The sequence below is a fragment of the Halocatena marina genome, from assembly GCF_023276375.1.
Lineage (GTDB): Archaea > Halobacteriota > Halobacteria > Halobacteriales > Haloarculaceae > Halocatena > Halocatena marina.
This window is the reverse complement of the sequence record NZ_JALLPK010000004.1, coordinates 236,236-258,150: the sequence shown is the minus strand read 5'-3', so window position 1 is coordinate 258,150 and position 21,915 is coordinate 236,236. Positions and strand designations below refer to the sequence as shown.

Annotated in this window: 18 protein-coding genes and 1 pseudogene; 11 read left to right on the top strand and 8 right to left on the bottom strand. The window is 53.9% G+C overall.

What is annotated here, in order from left to right; translation table 11 throughout:
• Nucleotides 1–93: 93 nt before the first annotated feature.
• Both MW898_RS24100 and MW898_RS24095 read left to right on the top strand, forming a co-directional pair.
• A complete protein-coding gene (locus tag MW898_RS24100; RefSeq protein ID WP_248910845.1) occupies nt 94–1,785 on the top strand; it encodes an ABC transporter substrate-binding protein in 1,692 nt (563 codons plus the stop codon).
• 26 nt (nt 1,786–1,811) lie between these two features.
• Entirely contained in the window at nt 1,812–2,753 is a 942-nt protein-coding gene (locus MW898_RS24095) for an ABC transporter permease (RefSeq protein WP_278000007.1), read from the top strand.
• A gap of 59 nt (nt 2,754–2,812) precedes the next feature.
• Here MW898_RS24095 and MW898_RS24090 read toward each other — a convergent pair whose 3' ends face one another.
• On the bottom strand, nt 2,813–3,595 hold the full coding sequence (locus tag MW898_RS24090; RefSeq protein ID WP_248910843.1) for a 2-amino-3,7-dideoxy-D-threo-hept-6-ulosonate synthase: 783 nt from the start codon (nt 3,593–3,595) through the stop codon (nt 2,813–2,815).
• A 123-nt stretch (nt 3,596–3,718) separates the two neighbouring features.
• Between MW898_RS24090 and MW898_RS24085 the strand changes: the two genes are divergently transcribed.
• The 6 genes from MW898_RS24085 to MW898_RS24060 all read left to right on the top strand — a co-directional run bounded on the left by MW898_RS24085 (nt 3,719) and on the right by MW898_RS24060 (nt 10,192).
• Complete coding sequence (locus tag MW898_RS24085; RefSeq protein ID WP_278000006.1) at nt 3,719–4,624, top strand: ABC transporter permease; 906 nt, start codon at nt 3,719–3,721, stop codon at nt 4,622–4,624.
• Between the two features lies 1 nt (nt 4,625).
• Nucleotides 4,626–5,678: an ABC transporter ATP-binding protein gene (locus tag MW898_RS24080; RefSeq protein WP_248910841.1), complete on the top strand. Its 1,053-nt coding sequence runs from the start codon at nt 4,626–4,628 to the stop codon at nt 5,676–5,678.
• Nucleotides 5,675–6,679, top strand: a complete 1,005-nt coding sequence (locus MW898_RS24075) for an ABC transporter ATP-binding protein (RefSeq protein ID WP_248910840.1) — start codon at nt 5,675–5,677, stop codon at nt 6,677–6,679. The genes MW898_RS24080 and MW898_RS24075 overlap by 4 nt, the downstream gene beginning before the upstream one ends.
• 57 nt (nt 6,680–6,736) lie before the next feature.
• Nucleotides 6,737–7,573, top strand: a complete 837-nt coding sequence (locus tag MW898_RS24070; protein ID WP_248910839.1) for a proline dehydrogenase family protein — start codon at nt 6,737–6,739, stop codon at nt 7,571–7,573.
• Between the two features lie 700 nt (nt 7,574–8,273).
• Nucleotides 8,274–9,458, top strand: coding sequence for a M24 family metallopeptidase (locus MW898_RS24065; protein ID WP_248910838.1), 1,185 nt, complete (start codon nt 8,274–8,276; stop codon nt 9,456–9,458).
• Nucleotides 9,459–10,030: 572 nt separating this feature from the next.
• Nucleotides 10,031–10,192, top strand: coding sequence for a hypothetical protein (locus tag MW898_RS24060; protein WP_248910837.1), 162 nt, complete (start codon nt 10,031–10,033; stop codon nt 10,190–10,192).
• A gap of 480 nt (nt 10,193–10,672) precedes the next feature.
• Here MW898_RS24060 and MW898_RS24055 read toward each other — a convergent pair.
• Nucleotides 10,673–10,780, bottom strand: a pseudogene (locus MW898_RS24055) (IS5/IS1182 family transposase); the annotation flags it as partial.
• A 354-nt stretch (nt 10,781–11,134) separates the two neighbouring features.
• On the bottom strand, nt 11,135–11,620 hold the full coding sequence (locus MW898_RS24050; protein ID WP_248910836.1) for a GNAT family N-acetyltransferase: 486 nt from the start codon (nt 11,618–11,620) through the stop codon (nt 11,135–11,137).
• A gap of 124 nt (nt 11,621–11,744) precedes the next feature.
• On the opposite strand from MW898_RS24050, the gene MW898_RS24045 reads away from it, so the two are divergent.
• Complete coding sequence (locus tag MW898_RS24045; protein ID WP_248910835.1) at nt 11,745–12,842, top strand: Leu/Phe/Val dehydrogenase; 1,098 nt, start codon at nt 11,745–11,747, stop codon at nt 12,840–12,842.
• Nucleotides 12,843–13,036: 194 nt separating this feature from the next.
• On the opposite strand, the gene MW898_RS24040 is transcribed toward MW898_RS24045, so the two are convergent.
• Complete coding sequence (locus tag MW898_RS24040) at nt 13,037–14,002, bottom strand: Gfo/Idh/MocA family protein (RefSeq protein WP_248910834.1); 966 nt, start codon at nt 14,000–14,002, stop codon at nt 13,037–13,039.
• Between the two features lie 101 nt (nt 14,003–14,103).
• On the opposite strand from MW898_RS24040, the gene MW898_RS24035 reads away from it, so the two are divergent.
• On the top strand, nt 14,104–14,874 hold the full coding sequence (locus tag MW898_RS24035) for a hydroxypyruvate isomerase family protein (protein ID WP_248910833.1): 771 nt from the start codon (nt 14,104–14,106) through the stop codon (nt 14,872–14,874).
• A gap of 188 nt (nt 14,875–15,062) precedes the next feature.
• Here MW898_RS24035 and MW898_RS24030 read toward each other — a convergent pair whose 3' ends face one another.
• The 4 genes from MW898_RS24030 to MW898_RS24015 form a co-directional block, all read right to left on the bottom strand.
• The gene (locus MW898_RS24030; protein ID WP_248910832.1) at nt 15,063–16,343 is read right to left on the bottom strand and encodes an aspartate aminotransferase family protein; all 1,281 of its coding nucleotides are present in this window, start codon (nt 16,341–16,343) and stop codon (nt 15,063–15,065) included.
• A gap of 107 nt (nt 16,344–16,450) precedes the next feature.
• Nucleotides 16,451–17,737, bottom strand: coding sequence for a M20 family metallopeptidase (locus MW898_RS24025; protein WP_248910831.1), 1,287 nt, complete (start codon nt 17,735–17,737; stop codon nt 16,451–16,453).
• Nucleotides 17,738–17,835: 98 nt separating this feature from the next.
• Complete coding sequence (locus tag MW898_RS24020) at nt 17,836–19,293, bottom strand: aldehyde dehydrogenase family protein (protein WP_248910830.1); 1,458 nt, start codon at nt 19,291–19,293, stop codon at nt 17,836–17,838.
• Between the two features lie 43 nt (nt 19,294–19,336).
• A complete protein-coding gene (locus MW898_RS24015) occupies nt 19,337–20,131 on the bottom strand; it encodes an IclR family transcriptional regulator (RefSeq protein ID WP_248910829.1) in 795 nt (264 codons plus the stop codon).
• A gap of 123 nt (nt 20,132–20,254) precedes the next feature.
• On the opposite strand from MW898_RS24015, the gene MW898_RS24010 reads away from it, so the two are divergent.
• Nucleotides 20,255–21,907, top strand: a complete 1,653-nt coding sequence (locus MW898_RS24010; protein ID WP_248910828.1) for a thiamine pyrophosphate-binding protein — start codon at nt 20,255–20,257, stop codon at nt 21,905–21,907.
• The last annotated feature ends 8 nt before the right edge of the window (nt 21,908–21,915 follow it).

Genomic DNA, 21,915 nt, shown 5'->3' with positions numbered 1-21,915 from the left:
GATCCACGCTACTACACGATTCGAATTCTCATATCCGAACAATCCGATAGTATTACCGACACATTTATTAATGATAGTGAGTCATTTGGTTCCATGCCACGAGACGACAGACGTGGGTATACAACTATGGATCGACGGGACTACCTCAGATACCTCGGGATAATGGGTGCATTTACGACACTCGCCGGTTGCACTGGTGGTGATCAAGGAAGTGAGAACACTGACCGGACAGGAGGGAGTAGTGAGACGACACTCGTCGTCGGACAGAATACGAATTTATCAGGGGACGAGCCGCTTGACCCCCACAAAGCAGTACGAATCGGAACGCAAGAAGTTCTGTTTGCTATCAATGAACCTCTCTTCCGAGTAGATCCAGATTTACAACCCGCCCCCCATCTCGCGAAGGATTATACAGTGAATGAAAACGCCACCGAACACACGATTAAGATACAGAAAGGGATTACGTTCCATAATGGTGAAAAGCTCACAGGAGAGATCGCACGATGGAATCTCGAACGTTTCGTGTCTGACTCACCTGAATCATATCTTGTCGGTGATGAGTTCCTCAAAGAGATAACAGTGACAGGGGACTACGAAATCAAAGTAACATACAAAAAACCGTTTCCACTTCTTCCACGCGGATTGACTGCGTGGAACGCCTCACTTGTGTCACGAAAGGCCGTTGAGAACGCCGGGAATCAGTATGGACAACAGGTCGTGGTTGGTACCGGTCCGTACAAATTCAAAGAGTGGTCTCATGGGTCTTACATCGCCACTGAGCGGTTCGATGCATACGACTGGGGTCCAGGATGGGTTACGAACCGTGGCCCGGGTAAAATCAAGGAATTTCGATTTGAATCCCACCCTGAGCCAACGACACTTCTGAACGAACTTACGGATGGTGGCGTTCATTTATCGAAATCGATTCTACTTGCTGACACTGATAAAGTTGATGGTAATCCAAATACCGAACTTAAACGTGAGAAATTCACCCGGCAAGCGTACCTTTGTCCAAATACACAGAAGCCACCGATGGACGACGTACGAGTTCGAAAGGCCGTCGTTCACGCAATCAACAAGAAGGCGGTAATTCAAGTAGCAATTGGTGGCGAGGGATACAAGATTTGGGCACTCATGCCACCCATGGCGAAGAATACACTCAGTGCGAAGCAAGCGAAGAAAACTGGCCAAACATACAACCCAGACAAAGCTCGACAGTTGCTTGAGAATGCAGGATGGACGAATTCCAAACAAGGACAGGTACGGACAAAAGGTGGAACGAAACTCTCGATTGATTTTCTGACATTCACGATTCCGCGGGAAAAACGAGTTGGGACAACAATTCAGCCAATGCTCAAAGACGTTGGATTCGATGTGAATCTTCGGGTTTTAGAGGCTGGTACCCTGTACAACCAACTCTCGGCAGGTTCCCACGATCTCGTTGTCATGGGGTATGGAGGACAGTACTCACTTCAAACTCTTTCAGCAACGCTCACCAGTGAACGGAGTGCGAAGAAAGGAGGGTCGAACTACTCGCTCTGGCGCAACGATGAATTCGACAGCCTCATTAGCAAGGCCAGAACCATTCCGAGTGATAGCAAACGTCATCAAGCGCTCATTGATGCGCAACTAATCGTACAGAAACAGGCACCTGTAGTGCCGATCTTGGCCTACAACAAAGTTCTCGGACACAAGAAGTCAGTGAAAGGTACGAAAACGATGGTGAGTGATCATCCGTGGTGGCCAGTGAAGGAGTATCTTCGTCATCTTGAATTGAGTCTTTGAACACAAATTCAATATATTAAAATATAATGTATAAATACGTTATCCGTCGGTTGCTGGTAATGGTGCCTGTTCTTATTGGGGTGACTATCGTCATCTCGTCTATCATCTACATTGCTCCAGGTAATCCGGCCCGGATCGCACTTGGAGCGAATGCTAATCCTGAAGCAGTACAAGCCCTCGAACAGCAGATGGGACTGCATAAACCACCACACGTCAGATACATCGAGTGGGTGGGTAATATTTTACATGGAGATTTTGGAGAATCTATCCGTGGCGGACGTGAAGTCTCTGCGATAATTGCAGAACGAATTGTCCCAACGATTGAGTTGGCGGTAGTAGCAATGATCATTACGCTCGTTATTGCTCTCCCACTCGGAGTCATAAGCGCTGTGAAACAGTATACGTGGGCAGACAACCTCTCAATGCTGTTCGCAATTTTTTGGATCTCAATGCCATCGTTCTGGCTTGGTCTGGTATTAATCCTCGTTTTCTCAGTGAGATTCAATGTATTCCCGACATCTGGTCTAAATGGCGCAATATTTTCAGCAACATGGTTGTCGTATATTGCACTTCCAGCGATTGCGACGGGTACTCGTCGAGCCGGTCTTTTGACCCGAATGACGAGATCGTCGATGCTTGAAATACTCAACGAAGACTATATCCGCACTGCTCGGGGAAAGGGTATCGGTGAGGCGGCAGTGATCTACACGCATGCGATGAAAAACGCAATGATACCAATTATCACACTTATCGGCCTTCAGATCCCGCTCATCTTCTCGGGAACCGTTATTATTGAGACGGTCTTCTCGTGGCCAGGAATGGGTCGATTGCTCGTTAACGCAGTTATGGCACGGAACTATCCCGTAATTCAAGGCGCCGTCCTTATCTATTCGATCATCGTTATCGTTTCAAATCTTATGGTTGATATCACTTATAGTTACTTTGATCCGCGAATTTCCTACGACTGAAAAACAACAACAGCCATTTTACTGAGCGATCGAACAGCGTCGGTTCCAAACTGCTCGATCTACAGCTTGGAAATTTCGAGAGCTTCCTCGACACTGAGAGCATCGTGGACGATGCTAGAGACAGCCCGAGTCATCCGTCTTGGATCGTCATGTTGGAAGACAGACCGACCCATAGAAACGCCAGCAGCGCCCGCCTCCATCGCTCCGCTGACGTTTTCGAGCATCTGCCGGTCCGTCTGTGGGCTTCCGCCAGCCATAATGACCGGAATACGGACAGCCTCGGTGACTCGCTGGTAGCTCTCACTGTCACCGCTGTAGGCAGTTTTTGCGATATCTGCGCCGATTTCCTCTGCTAAACGGACTGCGTGTGCGAGATTATCTGAATCATGTTCGTCGATATTAGGACCTCGCGCATACGTCATCGCGAGCACGGGAATACCGAACTCGGAAGCCACACGGGTCACTTCTGCCAAGTCTGCGAGTTGCTCCGGTTCATGATTGCTCCCGACATTCATGTGGTAGGAGACCGCGTCGGCACCCGCGCGGATCGCTTCCTTGACCATCCCTGTCCGACGCTTATCGTTCGCGTCGGGACCGAGAAGAGTAGAAGCGTTCAGGTGAATCACGTACCCTGCTCCGTTCTTATTTGGGTGGACTCGACTTGCGAGTCCTTTCTGTGTTAGGATGCTGTCAGCCCCTCCGCGTGTCACGGCGTCTATCGTAGATTCAATGTCACGGAGTCCTGCTGTGGCTCCGAGGGTGATACCGTGATCCATTGGGATATTAACCATTCGGCCATTTGTCGCAAGACGGTTCAGACGAGTTTCTACACCTATGTCCATATGACCCATCAGTTTCATTCACTCTTAACCTATTTGGCTCCGGTAGCATCTACGAAATAAGTTGTATAATATACACGTTCGAGTGCGAAACCTTAACAATAGATACTTGCTATGTAGGACGTGATGGCCACTGGACGTAGCCACTCCTCTGACAGTACGGGGTCAGGTTCCACGGAATTAGGCGTTGACGCCCGTTGGAGAGTCATTCTCCGACGTCTCGGACAGAATCGATTCGCCATTTTCGGCATGTGCATTGTAGTACTTCTTATCATCGTTGCTCTGTTCGCTCCCTTTATCGCACCAAATTCCCCGAGTGCACAGCACTACGACGCGCTAAAACAGCCACCGAGTCTTGAACATCCCTTTGGGACTGACGCATATGGACGAGATGTCTTCTCACGCGTCGTCTACGGTTCCCAGTACACCGTCTTCCTCGGCGTTGTCATCGTCGGAATACAGATGCTCATTGGTATTTCACTCGGACTCATCGCAGGATACTACGGGGGATATGTCGAGTCGTTCATTATGCGACTTGTTGATATCAGTCTCTCAATACCAGCGATAGTTCTCGCGCTCGCCATCGCAGGAACGCTCGGTGGGGGGCTTCTCCCACTTGTTATTGCTGTCAGCCTCGTCGGCTGGCGCGGGTTCGCGCGGTTGGTTCGTGGAGACGTAAAGAGCATCATGGAAGAGGAATATATCGATGCGGCACATGCTGCGGGCGTGAGTGATATCAGAGTAATACTTCGGTATCTCTTACCGAACGCTGCGTCGAGCATCATCGTTTACGCGACGCTTACGATCCCGACAGTCGTTCTCTGGAGTGCTGCGCTCTCATTTCTTGGGATGGGTGTCCAACCCCCGAAACCCGAGTGGGGAGCACTCATTTCCGCGGGACGCGGAGACATCGACAGTGCGTGGTGGATCGCCACGTTCCCAGGATTAGCAATTATGTTTACGGTCATCGGCTTCAATGCCTTCGGAGACGGGCTGCGTGACGCGCTCGATCCAAAGCAAGCGAGAAATTGATATGACTGACACACTACTCGATATTCAAGATTTACAGGTGCACTTTCACACAGAGATTGGAACTGTCGAGGCGTTGGATGGCATTTCAATGGATATCGGGCACAACGAGGTACTCGGAGTCATCGGCGAGAGCGGTTGCGGTAAAAGTGTAACCGCACTCTCGATAATGGGACTTCTGCAGTCGCCCCCCGCGGAAATAGTTGCTGGAAAAATCGAATACGATGGACAGAACTTGCTCAACCTCCCGCGGAAAGAGATGGACCACATTCGTGGTAACGATCTTTCTATGATATACCAAGACCCGATGACCTCGTTAAATCCGGTCCTGACCATTGGTCATCAGCTGATGGAACCGCTGTTAGCACATACAGATTGCTCGAAGGTCGAAGGTCGAAGCCGCGCAGTTGAGATGCTTGACGCGTGCGGACTCGCCGATCCAGATCGGTTAATGAACCAGTATCCGAACGAACTATCTGGAGGAATGCGCCAGCGTGTTGTTATCGCGATGGCGCTCGTCACTGAACCGAAGCTCCTGATTGCCGACGAGCCGACAACTGCACTTGATGTAACGATACAGGCGCAGATAATGGAACTGCTCCAAGACCTTCAGGATAGGTTCGACATGAGTGTTCTGTTTATCAGTCACGACCTCGGCGTCGTCAGCGATATTGCGGACCGAGTTGCTGTGATGTATGCTGGAACCGTCGCCGAGAGTTGCTCTATTAATCAATTGTTCGAGAACCCACTTCATCCATACAGTCGGGCACTCGCTGAGAGTATTCCAACATTAGAGAAGGACGCAGATCGACTGCCAACCATAGATGGAATCGTTCCAGATCTCCATGATCCACCAACGGGGTGTCGGTTCGCTTCTCGCTGTCCCCAGTATATCGGCGATGTGTGTAACAAATACGATCCCAAATTAACCTCCTGTGGTGTCGATCACGACGTGGCCTGTCACCTTTACACCGAAACGAGTAAGGCGACGCCTCCATGGCAAACTCCCGCACCGACCGTCAGCGATGACATCGACAAATCACCAGATGACGCATGAGCGTACAAGACTGTCAAAATACCGAACGTGAGGATGAGATCATACTCAAGGTAGAGAATCTAAAGAAGTATTTTCCCGTCACAGGTGGTCTCCTGAAGCGGAGAATATCAGACGTAAAAGCGGTTGATGGAGTGAATTTCAGCCTCAAATCCGGCGAGACGCTCGGCCTTGTCGGTGAGTCTGGTTGTGGAAAATCGACGCTCGGAAAGACTATCCTTCGATTACATGACCCAACGGACGGTCGAATTAACTTTCTCGGCGATGATATTACAGCGGTATCACGGTCCGAACTTCGGAGTGTCCGACAGAATATTCAGATCGTATTTCAAGATCCTGCTTCCTGTCTCAATCCGAGAATGACCGTCGCGGAACTCATTCAGGAGCCAATGAAATCGCTGACAGACTGGTCGCGAGAGAAACGTAAGTCGAGAACGTTAGATCTCATAGAAGAGGTTGGCCTGAACAAAAGTCACCTTCGTCGAACACCACACGAGTTCTCCGGTGGACAACAGCAGCGTATTGCTATCGCCCGCGCACTGAGTGTGAACCCGAAGCTCGTGGTTGCAGACGAACCAACGAGTGCACTCGATGTGAGCGTGCAGGCGAAGATTCTAAACCTCATGGATGATTTGCAGGAAACCTACGACTTGACCTATCTATTCGTGAGCCATGACTTGAGCGTCGTCAAACATATTTGCGACCGTGTAGCAGTGATGTATCTTGGCGAGCTGGTCGAGGTAGCACCGACTGAAAGTCTGTTCTCCGATCCACAACATCCCTATACACAATCATTGCTTTCGGCTGTCCCACGAGCAGCTACCCAGTCGAGCGAGGATCGGATCATACTAAAAGGAGATGTTCCCAGTCCCGAATCGCCACCATCAGGATGTCGCTTCCACACTCGTTGTCCGAAGTATATCGGCGACATCTGTGAGACGAAAACTCCAGAATCTGACAAGATCAAACCGAATCACAGGTGTGCCTGTCACCTTCACGACTAACTATGGATTAGATTGTGAATATTTATCTTAACGAACCTGAATAGCAACACACACGCGATGATACCACCAATAGCCAGTAGATTTATTGCAGGAACGTCCACAACAGACGCATTCGAATATACCCGTAATATAAATAGAGATGGACTCGGTGCTATTCTAAATCTTCTTGGAGAACACTACGATGAACGTCCATCTGCCGATGAGGATGTCGATGCTTACGTTGAACTTATTCATGATATTGCCGACACTGACCTTGATGCGTGTGTCTCAGTTAAACCGTCACAGATCGGTATCGACGTAGAACCATCAGTCTTTGTCGACAATCTTCATCGAATCACGAACAAGGCTACTACCCAAGATGTATTTTTGTGGGTTGATATGGAAGACCATACAACGACGGATATAACGCTTGATGCCGTTGAGTCGGTTGCAGGTATGCAGGACAACTGTATTGGAGTCTGTGTACAGGCGAATCTGAAACGAACCAGGGATGATCTGCAGCGTCTGGCTGATGTCCCGGTGAAAGTTCGACTCGTTAAGGGTGCCTACAACGAGCCAGCGTCGATAGCATACACAGACAAAGCATACGTGAACGAGCAGTACCGAGAACTCCTTGAATTGATGTTCTGCGAGTTCGACAACGGCATCGCTGTTGGTAGTCACGATCCTCAAATGATCTCACTTGCAACTGATCTTCATATGGAGTATAATACTGACTTCGAGTACCAGATGCTCATGGGCGTTCGTGAAGATGCTCAGCGAAATCTCGCAAAGACCTACGACACATGGCAATATGTCCCCTACGGCTCGAAGTGGCCCTCGTACTTCTATCGTCGCTTGACGGAACGCAAAGAGAATTTACTATTCGCCGCACGTGCGGTCCTCGGACGCTAAGTCAGTTGTTATCTGAATATCTCACTCACTAGAGAGTTAGGTCCGTGAAATGGAATATAGATGGTACGAAAGTATGGAATGTTGCTATTAGCCTCTATCCATTAACCTGTTCTTGAGAGCGGAACAACAATACCAGAATAAGGCAGCGTATACACTCACAATATGGAGTGCCGGTTTATCGTCTCGGATCATCAGCTGATGCGTCAAGAGTCTAAAAAGAACGCTCACTTGTTCCGTTCTCAGGAACGGGAAATGTACAAAGAACTCTCTGTCGGATGTTGTTAGAGAACATCATAGTATGCCCTTACAAACGTACGCTTGTAATAACGAGCTCGCACTACCGGTTATTCCCCCACACAGGTTAATTAGTCAGCAGAATCACTTTGTAGGACAGTAAATCTATATGTATTCTATTGAGTGGGTGTGATAAAAATTCCATATGTAGTATCCAACCTCACACGTAATATTTCATCAGGAGAGTGTTCCGTTTTGAGGAACAGTTTCAACTGATCTATAGTATTGGAAATACTCGTACGCTAAATATCGACTTCTTACTGCGGTAGTGAGAAGTCTATTATTCCCAATAGAGCTTAGAGATAGCTAAAGAACACCAAATACCACATAATATGCTATAAATAGTACAAAAGCACAAGATTTCATCAATAGGTTCTTGTTCAAGCAGATTAACGATACTCATAATATGGTGGAGACGGAGTCAATGTCCCATGTCTATCAGCACCTTGCGAACGAACTAATGACACACAAGGCAGAAGCGTATGTCCATATCGGCGACAATAGGGACGACACGCTCAGGTATCTCTCCGCGTTCAACGGACCAGACCGCGACTATGCGTTCGTGTTTGCCGACAATGAAGCGATTCTCTGTGTCCCGGACTCTTTTGAAGCGCAGGCACAGCGAGAGTTTGTCGGAGACAAGATCATTGAACTCCAAAGATCAGAAAGAACATCTGCCGTAAACAGAGCGTTTGAAGTTCTCGACATGGTTGGGAATGTCCGACAAATACTGATTCCGGACAGCACGACCTACGCCGTCTATCACGAACTCGCCGACTCTCAATATAAAATTAAGACTGGATCAAATCTCTGGCCCACTCGGTCAATCAAGACCCCGAACGAGCGCAAGCGGATCGCTGCTATTGAGCGCATCACCGAGTCTGCGATGGCACGAGCGGAAAGCATCCTCGCCTCCGCGACAATTTCAGAAAATGAACTCATATGGAAGTGCAAGCCATTAACTACCGACCGGCTACGGAGAGAAATAAACGCTCACCTCGCAAGGCTCGGTGTGACCGATGCCAATAACACTGTTGTTGGATCGGGACCATCCTGCGCTGAACTACATTACAATGGTGACGATCTAATCCGGCCTGATAGGACGGTTCTCATCGATATTGCTCCCCAAGATTCAGGCGGATATTATGGTGACATGACTCGGACCTTTGTTCCAGGAATCCTTCAGGAGTGGGAACGTGAGGTGTACGCAATAGTCTCCGAGGCACTCAAGGCAGGTCTTGAACGCATCGCTGAGGGCCCCGGTATCAAGGCAAATAGCGTCCACCGACGCATTTGTGATAGTATAGAATCGCACGGCTACGAAACAGGCGATGTCGACGTTGGGCTCTACCACGGAACTGGTCACGGTATCGGAACACGACTCCACGAACCTCCTTTCTTTTCTGGCGATCGATATCTTAATAAGGGTAACATTGTCACAATTGAACCAGGCTTATACGATCCATCGCGCGGTGGGGTCCGACTTGAAGATCTCGTCGTCATCACTGATGATGGATATGAAAAAGTTGTAGACTATCCTCTATCACCAACCCCGGAGGTGCGCGTCGATTCAATAATGACACGCTGTTAACCCCGGATACAGCCACCATGCTGAACTAGCAGAATATGTGCTTTAGTCAGTCGTGACTCCATCTAGTAGGTCAGTGCGTAGAAATAGACAAAGGATCTAACCAGTGTATCTACCCGCTCTACCTAAATTTGACATAGTCAAAAATCCATTCGATACAATTTTATACTATAGTTCTACATTGGAATTAATATGCTATCTGTTACATCCGCGCGTGTTCGCTCAACGGGCGGTCGCGAAGTCAATCTTCTAACAGTCACAATCACTGTGCCGGATACTCCCTCTGGGCATTGATTAGAGGAAGAGACTCGCTCAGTCTGAGGAGCGTGTCACTAGTATGGCCATACTAGTATCTTCATATACATATCAAATCTGATAAGAGCTGGACAGGAGAGGATTGAGGTGTACAAACCAAGACCTCCAGTTTCACAGAGACGCTTGTATTGCTCCTAAAAAAGCCGTCTCTGGCGATCCATTTTCGGTAAATTGGTCCAGAAAAGTCGGTTGTGCTGATTGGGTGATTCCCGACAGTGTGTGCCAGAATGCCAAAAGTTCCAATGAAGCGGTAGCGAGCGATGCTCGACACATCAGTCGAACTGTACGAACTCGGAGATGTGCAGGCAATCAACGAAACGGGCGTGGATCGTAGCCAAGCTAGCCAGCACTACGCGAAACGGACAAGCTACACGTTCGAGACGGTGAAAACCACACTGCTCATCGACTGCGAATCGATTTGATTATATATATTATAGATAATGATAGAACAACACGACACAGGCCGACAAACATGTGTTGGTGCGGAATGTCGACAATTCGACAACCGTGGCGGCCAAGAAAGGATACGACCGGGAGAGTCTTCGCACGAAGTTGTGTGCAGAAGGTATCACGCCGACGATTTTACAGCGCGACCCAGGTTTACAGCACTGAGCGGGAAATTTACTCATCATTGATCAGGCAAATAACCAGCACTCGAACGCTGATTCAGTGAGTTTCGGATTGCACCGTCAATACAGCGAGGCGTTGTGGTCAAGAACTTGGTTCGGATAATTCCGAGAACTTGTTATGGAATCGGCAGTACAAAACATCGAACGCGCCATTGAGAGGACAATCCGAATGAATTCAGACGACAGAACAAGGTAGAGAGGGGTGCCTTGTTTAGACGCAGGAGAACACTAATATTGGGTCTTGACGGCTTGCTCGATGTTTCTGATGTCGAACTATAGGACGAGGATTCTGAACTGCCCAAACCACGTCCTCGCCCGTAACGTATCTCCAAACCGATGCTTCAACACGAAGAGAAATCACTCGACGAGTGATCGACGGTGCTAGATTTCCTCGTTGTACCAGCGTTGAGCGCCATATCTAGCGTTACGAGCGACTGTTCGGGCACGTCGAATCAGTTCTGTCCGAAAGCGACTTCGGAATCTGACAGTGGACCGGTGGGTAGTTGCTAGCCAAGTCGTGTTGGGACTCGGTCGAGGAACCACCGGACCGACCAACACTTTTGCTAATGGCAAAAATTCGAGACAGGATATTACATACACAGTACTGTAATTTGGAGTGTTAGGTACCACGAAACAAGAGATATTCCCGGTGAATATTTTGCCCTCGCAAAACTATGCGTCGCGCTGACTCCAAAGTCGGCCGCCGAACCGTATCGGGCAAGAAACCGGCCACGACTAAAGTGACTGAGCGACCAGGTCACCCCACTTTTCGAACCCGTATCGGTTGTAAAACGCCTGAGCACGCCCGTTATCACTATCCACGTCCAACAGCAACCGATCCAAGGGGAGGTCCTGTTCTTTGGCCGTTCCGAGGACGCGCTGCATCAGATCATCGGCGATCCCGGTCCCACGGTGTGATTTTGCTATGAAAATTTCGTTGAGGACCGCAGCGTCCCAGATCATCGCAAGATTCTCCGGGAGCACGAACGCGTATCCAACGACGCTGTCGCCTTCCTCGGCGATACTGATACATCCGGGATCAGACTCGACACACCTCTCCGCCCAGTCCAGATAGCGGTCTCGATACACCTCATCAACCTTATCCCGGTACTTGGTCGATTTTTCCTCTCCCCCCGTGTTGCCGCCGAGTTCCAACTCGAACTGCCGTTTCAATTCCCATAGTGCATTGCTGTCCGTTTCGGGCGTGTAAGCTCGAATCACATGATAGAAACACAAAACTGAAACTAATACATTACGATGCGAGCTCGCCCGATCAAGTCTCGCTGTGGCCTCTGAACGGTTGAATAAGAATATATAACCTCCTCCCTTGTGAGCTAATGTCTACATGACTTCGACGACAGATTTACTCTCGGAGTATGACGCCAGCGAAGTCCGGTTCTTCCGCGACGAGAAGGTCGGACTGAATGGAATCATTGCGCTACACGACACTCGGCTCGGCCCCGCGGGCGGCGGTACGAGGCGGTACGCGTACGCGTCCGAGGAGGACGCACTTGAGGACGTACTACGTCTCGCCAAGGCAATGACCTACAAGTACGCTCTAGCCGGAATCGACATGGGCGGGGCCAAGGGAGTCATCTGGGTAGATTCCGGAAAGCAGCGAAGCGAAGCGCTGTATCGGTCGTACGCGCGCGTGGTCGATAGCTTCGACGGACGGTTCATCACCGGCAGCGACATCGGAACCGACAAAGAGTGTCTCCGGTGGATGAGTCAGGAGACGGAGTACGTGACCGGGTTGCCGGAACAGTTTCCCCGACCGACCGACGACTTCTTTCACGCAGGCGGCCTTGGTGTAATCAATGCGATGGCAGGTTGTTGTGAGTTGGTCTTCGGCTCCGACGACCTCGGCGACCGCCACGTCGCGGTTCAGGGCATCGGTGAGATGGGGGAACACGTCGTCCGGTATCTCTCTCGACAGGGTGCACAGGTGACGATCGCCGATATTGACCGAGAACGGGTTGACCGTCTCACCGACGAGTTGCACGTCGGTGCGGTGGATCCAAAGTCGGTACACGCCGTCGACTGCGACGTGTTCGTCCCCGCGGCACTTGGGGGCGTCTTGAACGCCGATACCATCCCGCGACTTGATTGTGAGATCGTCTGTGGCCCGGCGAACAACCAGTTCGACTCCCCTCTGGATGCCGTTCGGCTCGCCGACGCGGGCGTCCTCCATGCCCCCGACTTCCTCGCGAGTTCGGGGACCATCATCGAGCACACAGACCTCCTCCGCCAGGGGGGGTACAGCCATCAGCGCGTGCTCGAATACCTACGGCGTATCAAAAATCAGATGTGCGAAGTCGGTAGATGTGCGGAACGTCAGGGACGTCCGCCACAACACGTTGCTACGGAACTCGCGAAAAAACGGATCGAATCGATACGAAGCATTCGTCCCTCGATACGGACCGCGCCGTCGCCCAAGTGGTGATCGGAAACTCCCGTTTCCCGAAACGTCGCGAAGTCGTTCTAACCAGGCGGGCGTACTCAGGTCTTCTATCATCGCACACGCGGGCGCTCTGGACTCGGACAAGAAAGACAGTTTGAATTTGTCATTCATTATTTTAACACGACAACGATATCTAAAATTTTTGGCGTCCGTTTCGCTTCCGGACAGCGTCCAGTTCAGCGCTTGGCTTCGACAGGTGTCTTATCGGCGATCGCCTCATAGACGTCGAGCGTCGCCTCGAACGTCTTTATGGCGTCCGAATAGGGCGATCGAACTAGCGACCGCTCGTCGTTCGAGACGGCGGTCAGAAACGCTTCCAGTTCGTTTCGGTACTTCTCGCCGTTCCCCTCGTATGCTACGTCCTGCTGGTTGACGACGCCCGTCAAGCGGTTCTCGTTGAAGTTTAGCTGCAAGTCGAAGCCGTCGCCGATGACGTCCACCGCGGTGCGGTATCGAGGCGACGCACAGCTCGTTGCGACGTGGCTCACCGCGCCCGTTTCATGATGCATCGTCGCGACGACCGAGTCCTCAAAGTCGATTCGGTCCCCGACTACTTGCTTTTCACCGTACGCGTGAAGTTCGTCTACGTCCCCCGCGAAATATCGCACGAGGTCAAAGACATGCGTCGACTGCTCGACCACCTGTCCGCCCGACTGCGCTTTCTTCCGCCACCATGCGGCGTCTGCCACGCCGTCGTACCAGTGTCCGTTGACGAGGGAAACCTGTCGACCGTCAATTAGCTCGACCGCTCTCTCGACGATGTCGGCGTATCGATTCATGTGACCGACCTGCGTAATGACGCCCGCCTCGGTGACCGCGGCGTCGATGGTCTCCGCGGGCGTCCGGTCGAGACCAAGCGGCTTCTCGACGAATAGGTGGGTTTCGTGCTTCGCTGCAAGCCGCTCGGCCTCGCCGTGGGCGAACGGCGGAATCGAGACGATCACCGCGTCAAACTCCGCCTCCTCGAACAGCGCTTTCGCGTCGGTAAACGCGGCGGCAGCGTGCGTCTCTGCTGTGCTTTCGGCCACGGACGGATCGATGTCACAGATCGCCACGACGTCGCCGAGGTCAGACGCTTCGATGTTTGACAGGTGTACCGACGCTATACCGCCTGCTCCGATAAAGGCAGTCCGGACTGACATACGGGCTAATCGACTATTCATCTCGGTATAACGTTTTGGGTACTTCTCTCAGACGTGAGTTCTATATACCTCGCCGCCGCAGAGAACCCTGACGACCTGCTATGACAAACTTTCCTACCCTTTCAGTGTGTTTGGACACGCTCTTTACCGACGACCCGTTCGTCGATCGGATCGACCGCTGCGCCGAGCTCGGCGTCGGCGGCGTCGAGTTCTGGGAACCGTCGGACCGACCCCTTCGGGAGGTCCGCGAGCGAACCGCGACGAACGATCTCGCGTTCGTTGGCATGGTTGGCTGTACGACCGGTCTCACGGACCCCGACGCTCGGGACCACACGGTCGATGAATTGCGGTCGACGATCGAGACTGCAACGGCAGTTGGCTGTGAGAACCTCATCGTAACGTCCGGGCCGGAGTGTGAGTCCCGAGGGTGGCAGACGCAGTACGACAACGTCGTCGACACCCTCAACACGGTCGCACCCGCCGCCGAGGAAGCGGGCGTTACGCTCCTTCTCGAACCACTCAACACCGCCATCGATCACCCAGAAGCGTTTCTCAGTCGGTCGAAGACGGGGTTTGACGTGGTCGACGAGTTAGATAGCCCGCGGGTGAGACTGCTTTATGATGTCTACCACCAGCAAATCACGGAGGGCAACATCATCGACACGATGCGGACAAATCTCGACCGGATCGGACATGTCCACGTTGCAGACGTCCCCGGACGCAACGAGCCCGGGACGGGCGAACTGAACTACGAACGAATCATCGGGAGTCTCGCGGACGCTGGCTACGACGGCTATATCGGCTGTGAGTTCCGTGCCACTGGATCGGATTCGTCGGCCGTCGAATCGGTCCTTGAACTGCTCGGCGAATAATGCGAACGCGGCGCTTCTGGACACGACGAGGCCCACTTCAGTCCGACGCGTGGTTCGGGATGTATCGCCATGACTGACAGCGCCAGTATCCTCTGGCGGCGTCCATTTCCCCCTTAGCAGCACGACATGCGGCTACCGGGAATTTCCGATCGGCTGAGGCGGGCTCTGGGTCGGTCACCGTCTTTCGATCAGTCGAGGCGGGTAGTGAGTTCCTCAAAGCACTCATCCATGATGTCGATACCTCGGTCAAGTTCGTCTTCGGAGATGACGAGCGGCGGGTTGATACGAATGACGTTGCCTTCCCAGCCCTGTCCAGCGGGCAGGATGAGACCTCGCTCGATGGCGTCACGCCGCAGGGTGAGACTGTGCTCTTTTTTGAGCGGCGCTCCGTCCTCATCGACGAGTTCGACCCCGATCATCAGCCCCTTGCCTCTGATTTCGCCAACGAACGGATAGTCGCTCTGTAGCGTTCGGAGGCGGTCCACGAAGCTGTCGCCCAGTTTGGCGGCCTGCTCCGCGAGTTTCTCCTCCACCATTACGTCGATGCTCGCGGCCGCTGCCGTAGTCGAGACCGGGTTTCCGCCGAATGTCGAGAAGTAATCCATGCTCTCGAAGGCGTCGGCCACCTCGGAGGTTGCGATCGTCGCCCCGATTGGCATTCCGCCGCCGATCGCCTTCGCTGTCGTCATAATGTCCGGTGTGACATCGTAGTGTTGGATACCGAACGGCTTTCCGGTGCGGCCGAACCCGGTGATGACCTCGTCGGCGATGAATAGGATATCGTATTCGTCGCAAATCTCTCGGATTCGCTGGAAATATCCTGCTGGAGCAGGGATGTTTCCCGCTGTTCCCAACATCGGTTCAGCGATGAATGCGGCGACGTCGCCCGTCTCGTATTCGAGCGCATATTCGAGCAGTTCTGCGTACTCGGCTCCGGTTTCCGGCTCCGCGCTGCCGGGGAACGAATCGCAGTTGTACGATGGGATGTGAGTTACAGACGGCAGAAACGGCCCGAAGCCGTCTCGATAGCCGGACCACCCAACGAGCGAGCGAGCACCATAGGTGCGCCCGTGAAACGCCTCACCCAGGGCGACGAACTCGTGGTTGCCCGTCGCCCGCCGGGCGAGCGTCAGCGCGACCTCTACGGCCTCCGATCCGGAGTTGACGAAGTACGACCGTTCGAGGTCGCCAGGGGCGACGTCAGCAAACCGGTTCGTGAGTCGGCGGCTCGGCTCAGTCGGGAAGTCGTACGCACTGAAGTTCAGCTTCTCGACCTGCTCTGTCACGGCGTCGACCACCTTCGGATGCGAGTAGCCGTGAGACATCGCGGCGTGCTGTGCGAAGAAGTCGATGTACTCGTTTCCTTCGTCGTCTTTGAGGATCGCACCGTCTCCCTCGATGAGACACGGTGTGTCCTCTCCGATGAATCTCGATACCGCTGGCATAAACTGAGCTGGTTGCGAGCCCATATACTGGTGTGATTACGAGTGTCACAATAAATCCGTCGGTCAGCGTACTCGATCGTGGGCGGGGGAAACCGGGCGGACGGACTGGCAGCCGAGCGGCCGACGTGGGCTCACTCCGAGCGTTCGGGGGTCGAGCCGGGGTCCTGTAGATACGCCTTACAGGTGTCGACAAGCACGTCGCCCGCCTGCTGGACATCCGACCAGCGAATGAACTCGTTGGGGAAGTGCGCTTGATCGATCGTCCCCGGACCGAAAATGACCGTTGGAATCCCCTCTGCGATGTAGAAACGAGAATCGGAGCTGTAGGTTTTCCCGATCGGTTCCGTCTCTTCGATGCCGTGGTCGAGCATGGCCGACTGGAGTCGCTGGACGATCGGACTGTCCGCTTCGAGTTCGGAGGGTTCAAAGTGAATGGCCCGCCGTTCAAATGTCGGCGGATGGTCCGTTAGCCACTCACTGTCCGCGACGACACTCTGAAGGCGCTCCTCGTACTTCGCCTCCACGGTTTCGAGCGTCTCCGACGGGGCGAACCCAATCCGAATCTGCGCCGTCAGACGCGCCGGTACGTTCGAGGCCCAGTCGCCCGCGTCGACGACACCGACGTTCATCGGCCAGTTCACTGGGTAGTCGTACAGCGAGTGCGCGATCCGCTCGTGGCGCTCCCGTTCGAGTTCTTCGAACGCTCGATGGATGCGATTGAAATGTGGAAGCACGGACTCACCGCGCCACCGGGTCGCAGCGTGCGCCGAGCGTCCAGAAACGGTCAGCTCTTTCATTAACACGCCCGCCGTCGCCGTCACGACTCGTCGGTCGGTGGGCTCCGTGATGATTGCCGCGTCTCGGTCGAACGGGTAGGGGTTAGACAGCGCCGCCGCGGGTGCTCCGATCCCACCTTCCTCCTCGCCCGTGACGCTTTCGACGACCACTCGCCCGTCGATTTCATCGGCGTACTCATCATGGAGATACTTCGCGACGAAAACGAGTAACGCAAGGTTCGTCTTCATGTCTGCCGCTCCCCGCGCGTGCAGTTTCTCGCCGTCCCAGTGCGGTTCGAATGGATCCGTCTCCCAAGAGGCGTCGGTGGCAGGCACTACGTCGACGTGTCCGTTGAGAACCATTGTGGGACCAGCTTCCGGGTCACCAAATTCAAGCACGCCCGCCACGCTGGGTCGGTCCGTGGCATCTATTTCGTCAGCCGATGGGAACGACGGAAGCGAAGCGAGCTGCTCCGCACCGACCTCCCACCGGTACGTCTTGAACCCAAGCGCTTCGAGTTGCTCTTCGAACCATTCCTGTGCCTGCTTTTCGCGACCGCTGCTCGATTCAAACCGGAGGAATCTCTCGACGAAACGCTTTAGCTCTTCATCGTACGCCGCCGTAAGCGAGTTTGTACCCATGCTATTGTGGTGTGTCGACAAGGTGCAAAAACGTTGCGTCTGGTCGGGTGTTTCGTCCGTCCACTCACGAGAGACGCCTGAAGACCCCTCGCGGCGTCTCAGACGTGCCCATCGGTGAGATAGATTGCCTTTTGATGTGTGAAAAACTCCAGAGCCTCGCGTCCCTGCTCTTTGAACGTCTCCGTGCTCGAACGCTTCCGTCCACCGAACGGCATCTGGTATTCGACTCCGCCGGGTTTCTGGTTGACCTTCACGACACCTGTCTCGATGTCATCGATAAAAGACATCGCGTGGTGAAGTCGGTCAGTACAGATGGCGGCAGTCAGTCCGTACTGCACGTCGTTTGCGACTCGAACCGCCTCGTCGAAGCTCGAGACCGAGAGAACCGATAGGATCGGACCGAAGATCTCCTCTTGCGCGATCTTCATTTCCGAGTCGACGTCGACGAAGACCGTCGGCTCGATGAAGTGCCCCTCGCGGTCGAGTGCCGACCCTCCCGCCAGGAGCGTCGCACCCTCACCTTCGCCCGCTTCGATGTAGTCGAGATCCTCCTGCAATCCGCCTGCGGATGCTTTCGGACCCATATCCGTTGTTTCGTCCCCCGGTTCTCCGACGATGAGATGCTCAACGCGCTGTTTGAGGGCGGCGACGTACTCGTCGTAGGCTCCCTCCAACACGATCGCTCGACTCGCGGCCGTGCAGGCCTGTCCCGCCAGACTGTAGGCGCCGCTTATCGTCAAATCGACAGCCAGATCGAGGTCACAGCTTTCGTCGACGATGATCGGGTTTTTCCCGCCCATCTCACACTGTACCCGTGCGCCTGTCTCGCCTGCAGCCCTCTTCACAGCCTCGCCCACCGCGGTGCTGCCGGTGAACGAAAGCACATCGATATTCTGACTCGTCGCTATTGCGTCGCCGACTGTGCTTCCGGATCCGGGAACGAAGTTCAAGACACCATCCGGGAGCCCGACCCGGTCAAACACGTCGACGAGCCGAGACGCGATTGTCGGTGAGAGCGAGGCGGGCTTAAAGACGACCGTGTTCCCACTCACGAGAGCGGGAACGATCTTCCATGTCGGGATCGCAATCGGAAAATTCCACGGCGTGATGATTCCCGCGGTCCCTAACGGCTCACGCTTCGTGAACAGGACTGTCCCGTCGGTCGCGCTCGGGGGTGCGGTACCGCCGTAGTCGCGTGCGACCTGTGCATAGTACTCCAGGAGATCGATCGTTCGCTGGATCTCACCCTGACTTCCACCAATCGTCTTGCCTGCCTCATCGACGATTAATCGGCTGAGAAACTCCCTTTCGTCCTCGATAATCCGAACCGCGTCCCGCAGATACGATCCCCGTTCGTGACTGGACACCGCGGCCCACTCGTCCTGCGCAGCGACTGACGCCGAGATCGCATCTTCGGTGTCAGTGACCGTTGCGGCCGGAAACGTGGCTACCTCTTCGTTCGGTGCCGCCGGATTCCGGCTGATGATCTCGGAGTCGCCGCTCGAACTGCACCAATTACCGTCGACGTATAGCTGTGCGCTCAGCTCACTTGCCATGAAAAGACACTCAAAAGGACCCCACTTAAGCATTTGCCATGAATTAGTTGATGTCCAGATCGTCCGTCTGATAGTTTATTTCGATAACATTGGCCGTGCTTATCAAAAGCTTGGGAATCTCGTCGGTGAAGGCCTCTCCGTCCAGCCGGCTTCGAGGTGCTGAGAGGCTGATTGCGCCAAGCGGTTTCTCCTCGTCGTCCAGTATTGGAACTCCCACCGCGCGTACACCGCGCAGTTCCTCCTCATCGTTCAACGCGTACCCGCACGAGCGTGTGGCGGCCAGTTCGTCGAAGAGTTCCTCGCAGTCCGTGATCGTCTCCTCTGTCATCTCCTTGAGCCCATATTTATCGATGATGTCGTGTACGCGGCTGGCTGAAAGGTACGCGAGGATGGCCTTTCCCGACGCGCGGCAGTGGAGATACTCCGCTGGCATCTCTCGGGATCGAGAGTGGAACTTTGTTCCAACTGCCCTCTTTCCGAATGATTCGTAGAGAATAATTCCTTGTCCGTTGTTCTCGATTAAAAGGTGCACGCACTCGCCGGTTTCGTCCGCGATACCATCGACCTCCTTTTTCGCCGCCTGATAGAGCTTCGAGTTGTGTTTTACTCGCTCTCCAAGCGGGACGAACTGGGGCCCCAGTTCGTAGATGGTCCCGTTTTTCACGACGAGTCCGTGGGATTTCAGCGTCGCCAAGTGTGTGTGTACGGAACCCTCCGATAGGTCAATCGCCTCACTCAACTCCGAGATAGTCGTTGAACCCCGCTCTTGCATCGCACGGATCAGTTTGCAGGCTGTATCGACCGACTTGACCCGCCGCCGATTGCCGCCTTTGGCCATGTATGCCACATACCCGTACCACTGGATAAATATTTGTGATAACCAAAAGACGATACGCGAAATTCGAAGATTGCCCAAGCGGAACATAAATGAAGGCTCACACTGATCCCGATACGTCAGAGCATGATACGAACTGGAGCGGACCTATTTGTCAAAGTGTTGGAGACGTATGAGATCCCATATCTCTTCGGGAACCCCGGAACAACCGAAGTGCCCGTGATGAGTGCCCTCGAAGGAAGTTCGGTCGACTACATCCTCGGGCTACAGGAGGATATCGCCGTGGGAATGGCTGCCGGATACGCATGTACCCGACGGCAACGAGGCGCCGAGCATCCGCTCGGAGTCGTCAATCTCCACGTTGCCCCGGGAATGGCACACGGTCTAGGGAATCTATACGCCGCGAGTGTTTCCGGCGCACCGGTCGTGGTCACCGCTGGCACCCACAGTATGTGCCATCAGCACGAGGAGCCGATACTGTACGGCAATCTCGTGGAGATGACCCAACAATTCACCAAGTGGAGCGCCGAAGTCAAGGCGGTCGAATCACTACCCACGATGCTTCGTCGCGCATGCAAGGTGGCACTGGCGCCCCCGATGGGACCGGTCTTCCTCGCGCTTCCCATGGACGTGATGATTGAGGAGACAGACGCACCTATCGAACCGCTCGGCGGAGTTCCGAACGGCGGCCGCGGCGACTCTCATGCGATCGCGCAGGCGGCCGACATTCTGACCGAGGCTGACGAACCGATGCTCGTTGTCGGCGATCAGATCGCCCGTGATGGTCAGCGCACGGTCAAAGCGGTGACCGAACTGGCTGAGGAGACCGGCGCACGCGTCCACAGCGAGATTCTATCCACGGAAGTGAACTTCCCGATGGACCATGAGCTGTGGGTCTCGCATATGCCTGAGTCGTTCGCGGAAGCGAGGGCACTCCACGAGACGGACGCAGTCGTTCTCATCGGTTGTTCGACGCACACACCGACACTGGCCCACGACGAACCGCTTGTACCGTCTAGCGCGACGGCCGTCCACATCGGCCATGACAGTTGGGAACTCGCGAAGAACGAACCCGCCGACGTCGCCATCTCGGGCGCACTGCGCCCGATCATCGAAGACCTCACGCGTCGGGTCTCCGGACGTGTAAGCAATAAGCAGTTAGTGGCACGTCGCGAGCGGGCTGAGGAAGTCTGCGATTGGGTCGATAAGAATATGCAGCTACCGCCCTCGGCTGGAGCAAATGATATCTCGAAGACAGAATTGATCGAAACGATGGAGAAAGCGGTGCCAGATGCGTACATCGTCGACGAGAGCGTCACCACGCGTTACGCTCTATTGTCGGAGTGGAACCTCCAGCCCGGCCAATTGTTCGGGAACAAATCCGGCGGCCTAGGGTACGGCCTTCCCGCGGCTGTCGGTGCCGCCCTCGCGGAAGACGACCGTCCCGTAATCGGACTCCTCGGCGACGGCTCGTATCTGTACTATCCTCACTCAATGTACACTGCGGCGCGATACGACCTCGACCTGACTGTCGTCATCTCGAACAACCAAAACTATCGCATTCTAAAAGACAACGCGCTGAAGATTCTCGGCGGAGACGATGATGATCACGAGTTTATCGGTATGGATCTTCACCCGGGCGTCGATTTCGCCACCAACGCGGTCAGCTACGGAGTCACCGGGAGCCGAATCACCGACTGCGATAAGCTCGAAACGGCGTTGGACGAGGCGGTCGACGCTGACGGACCCTCCGTGCTCGACGTTCGTGTGGTCGACTGACGAGCAAC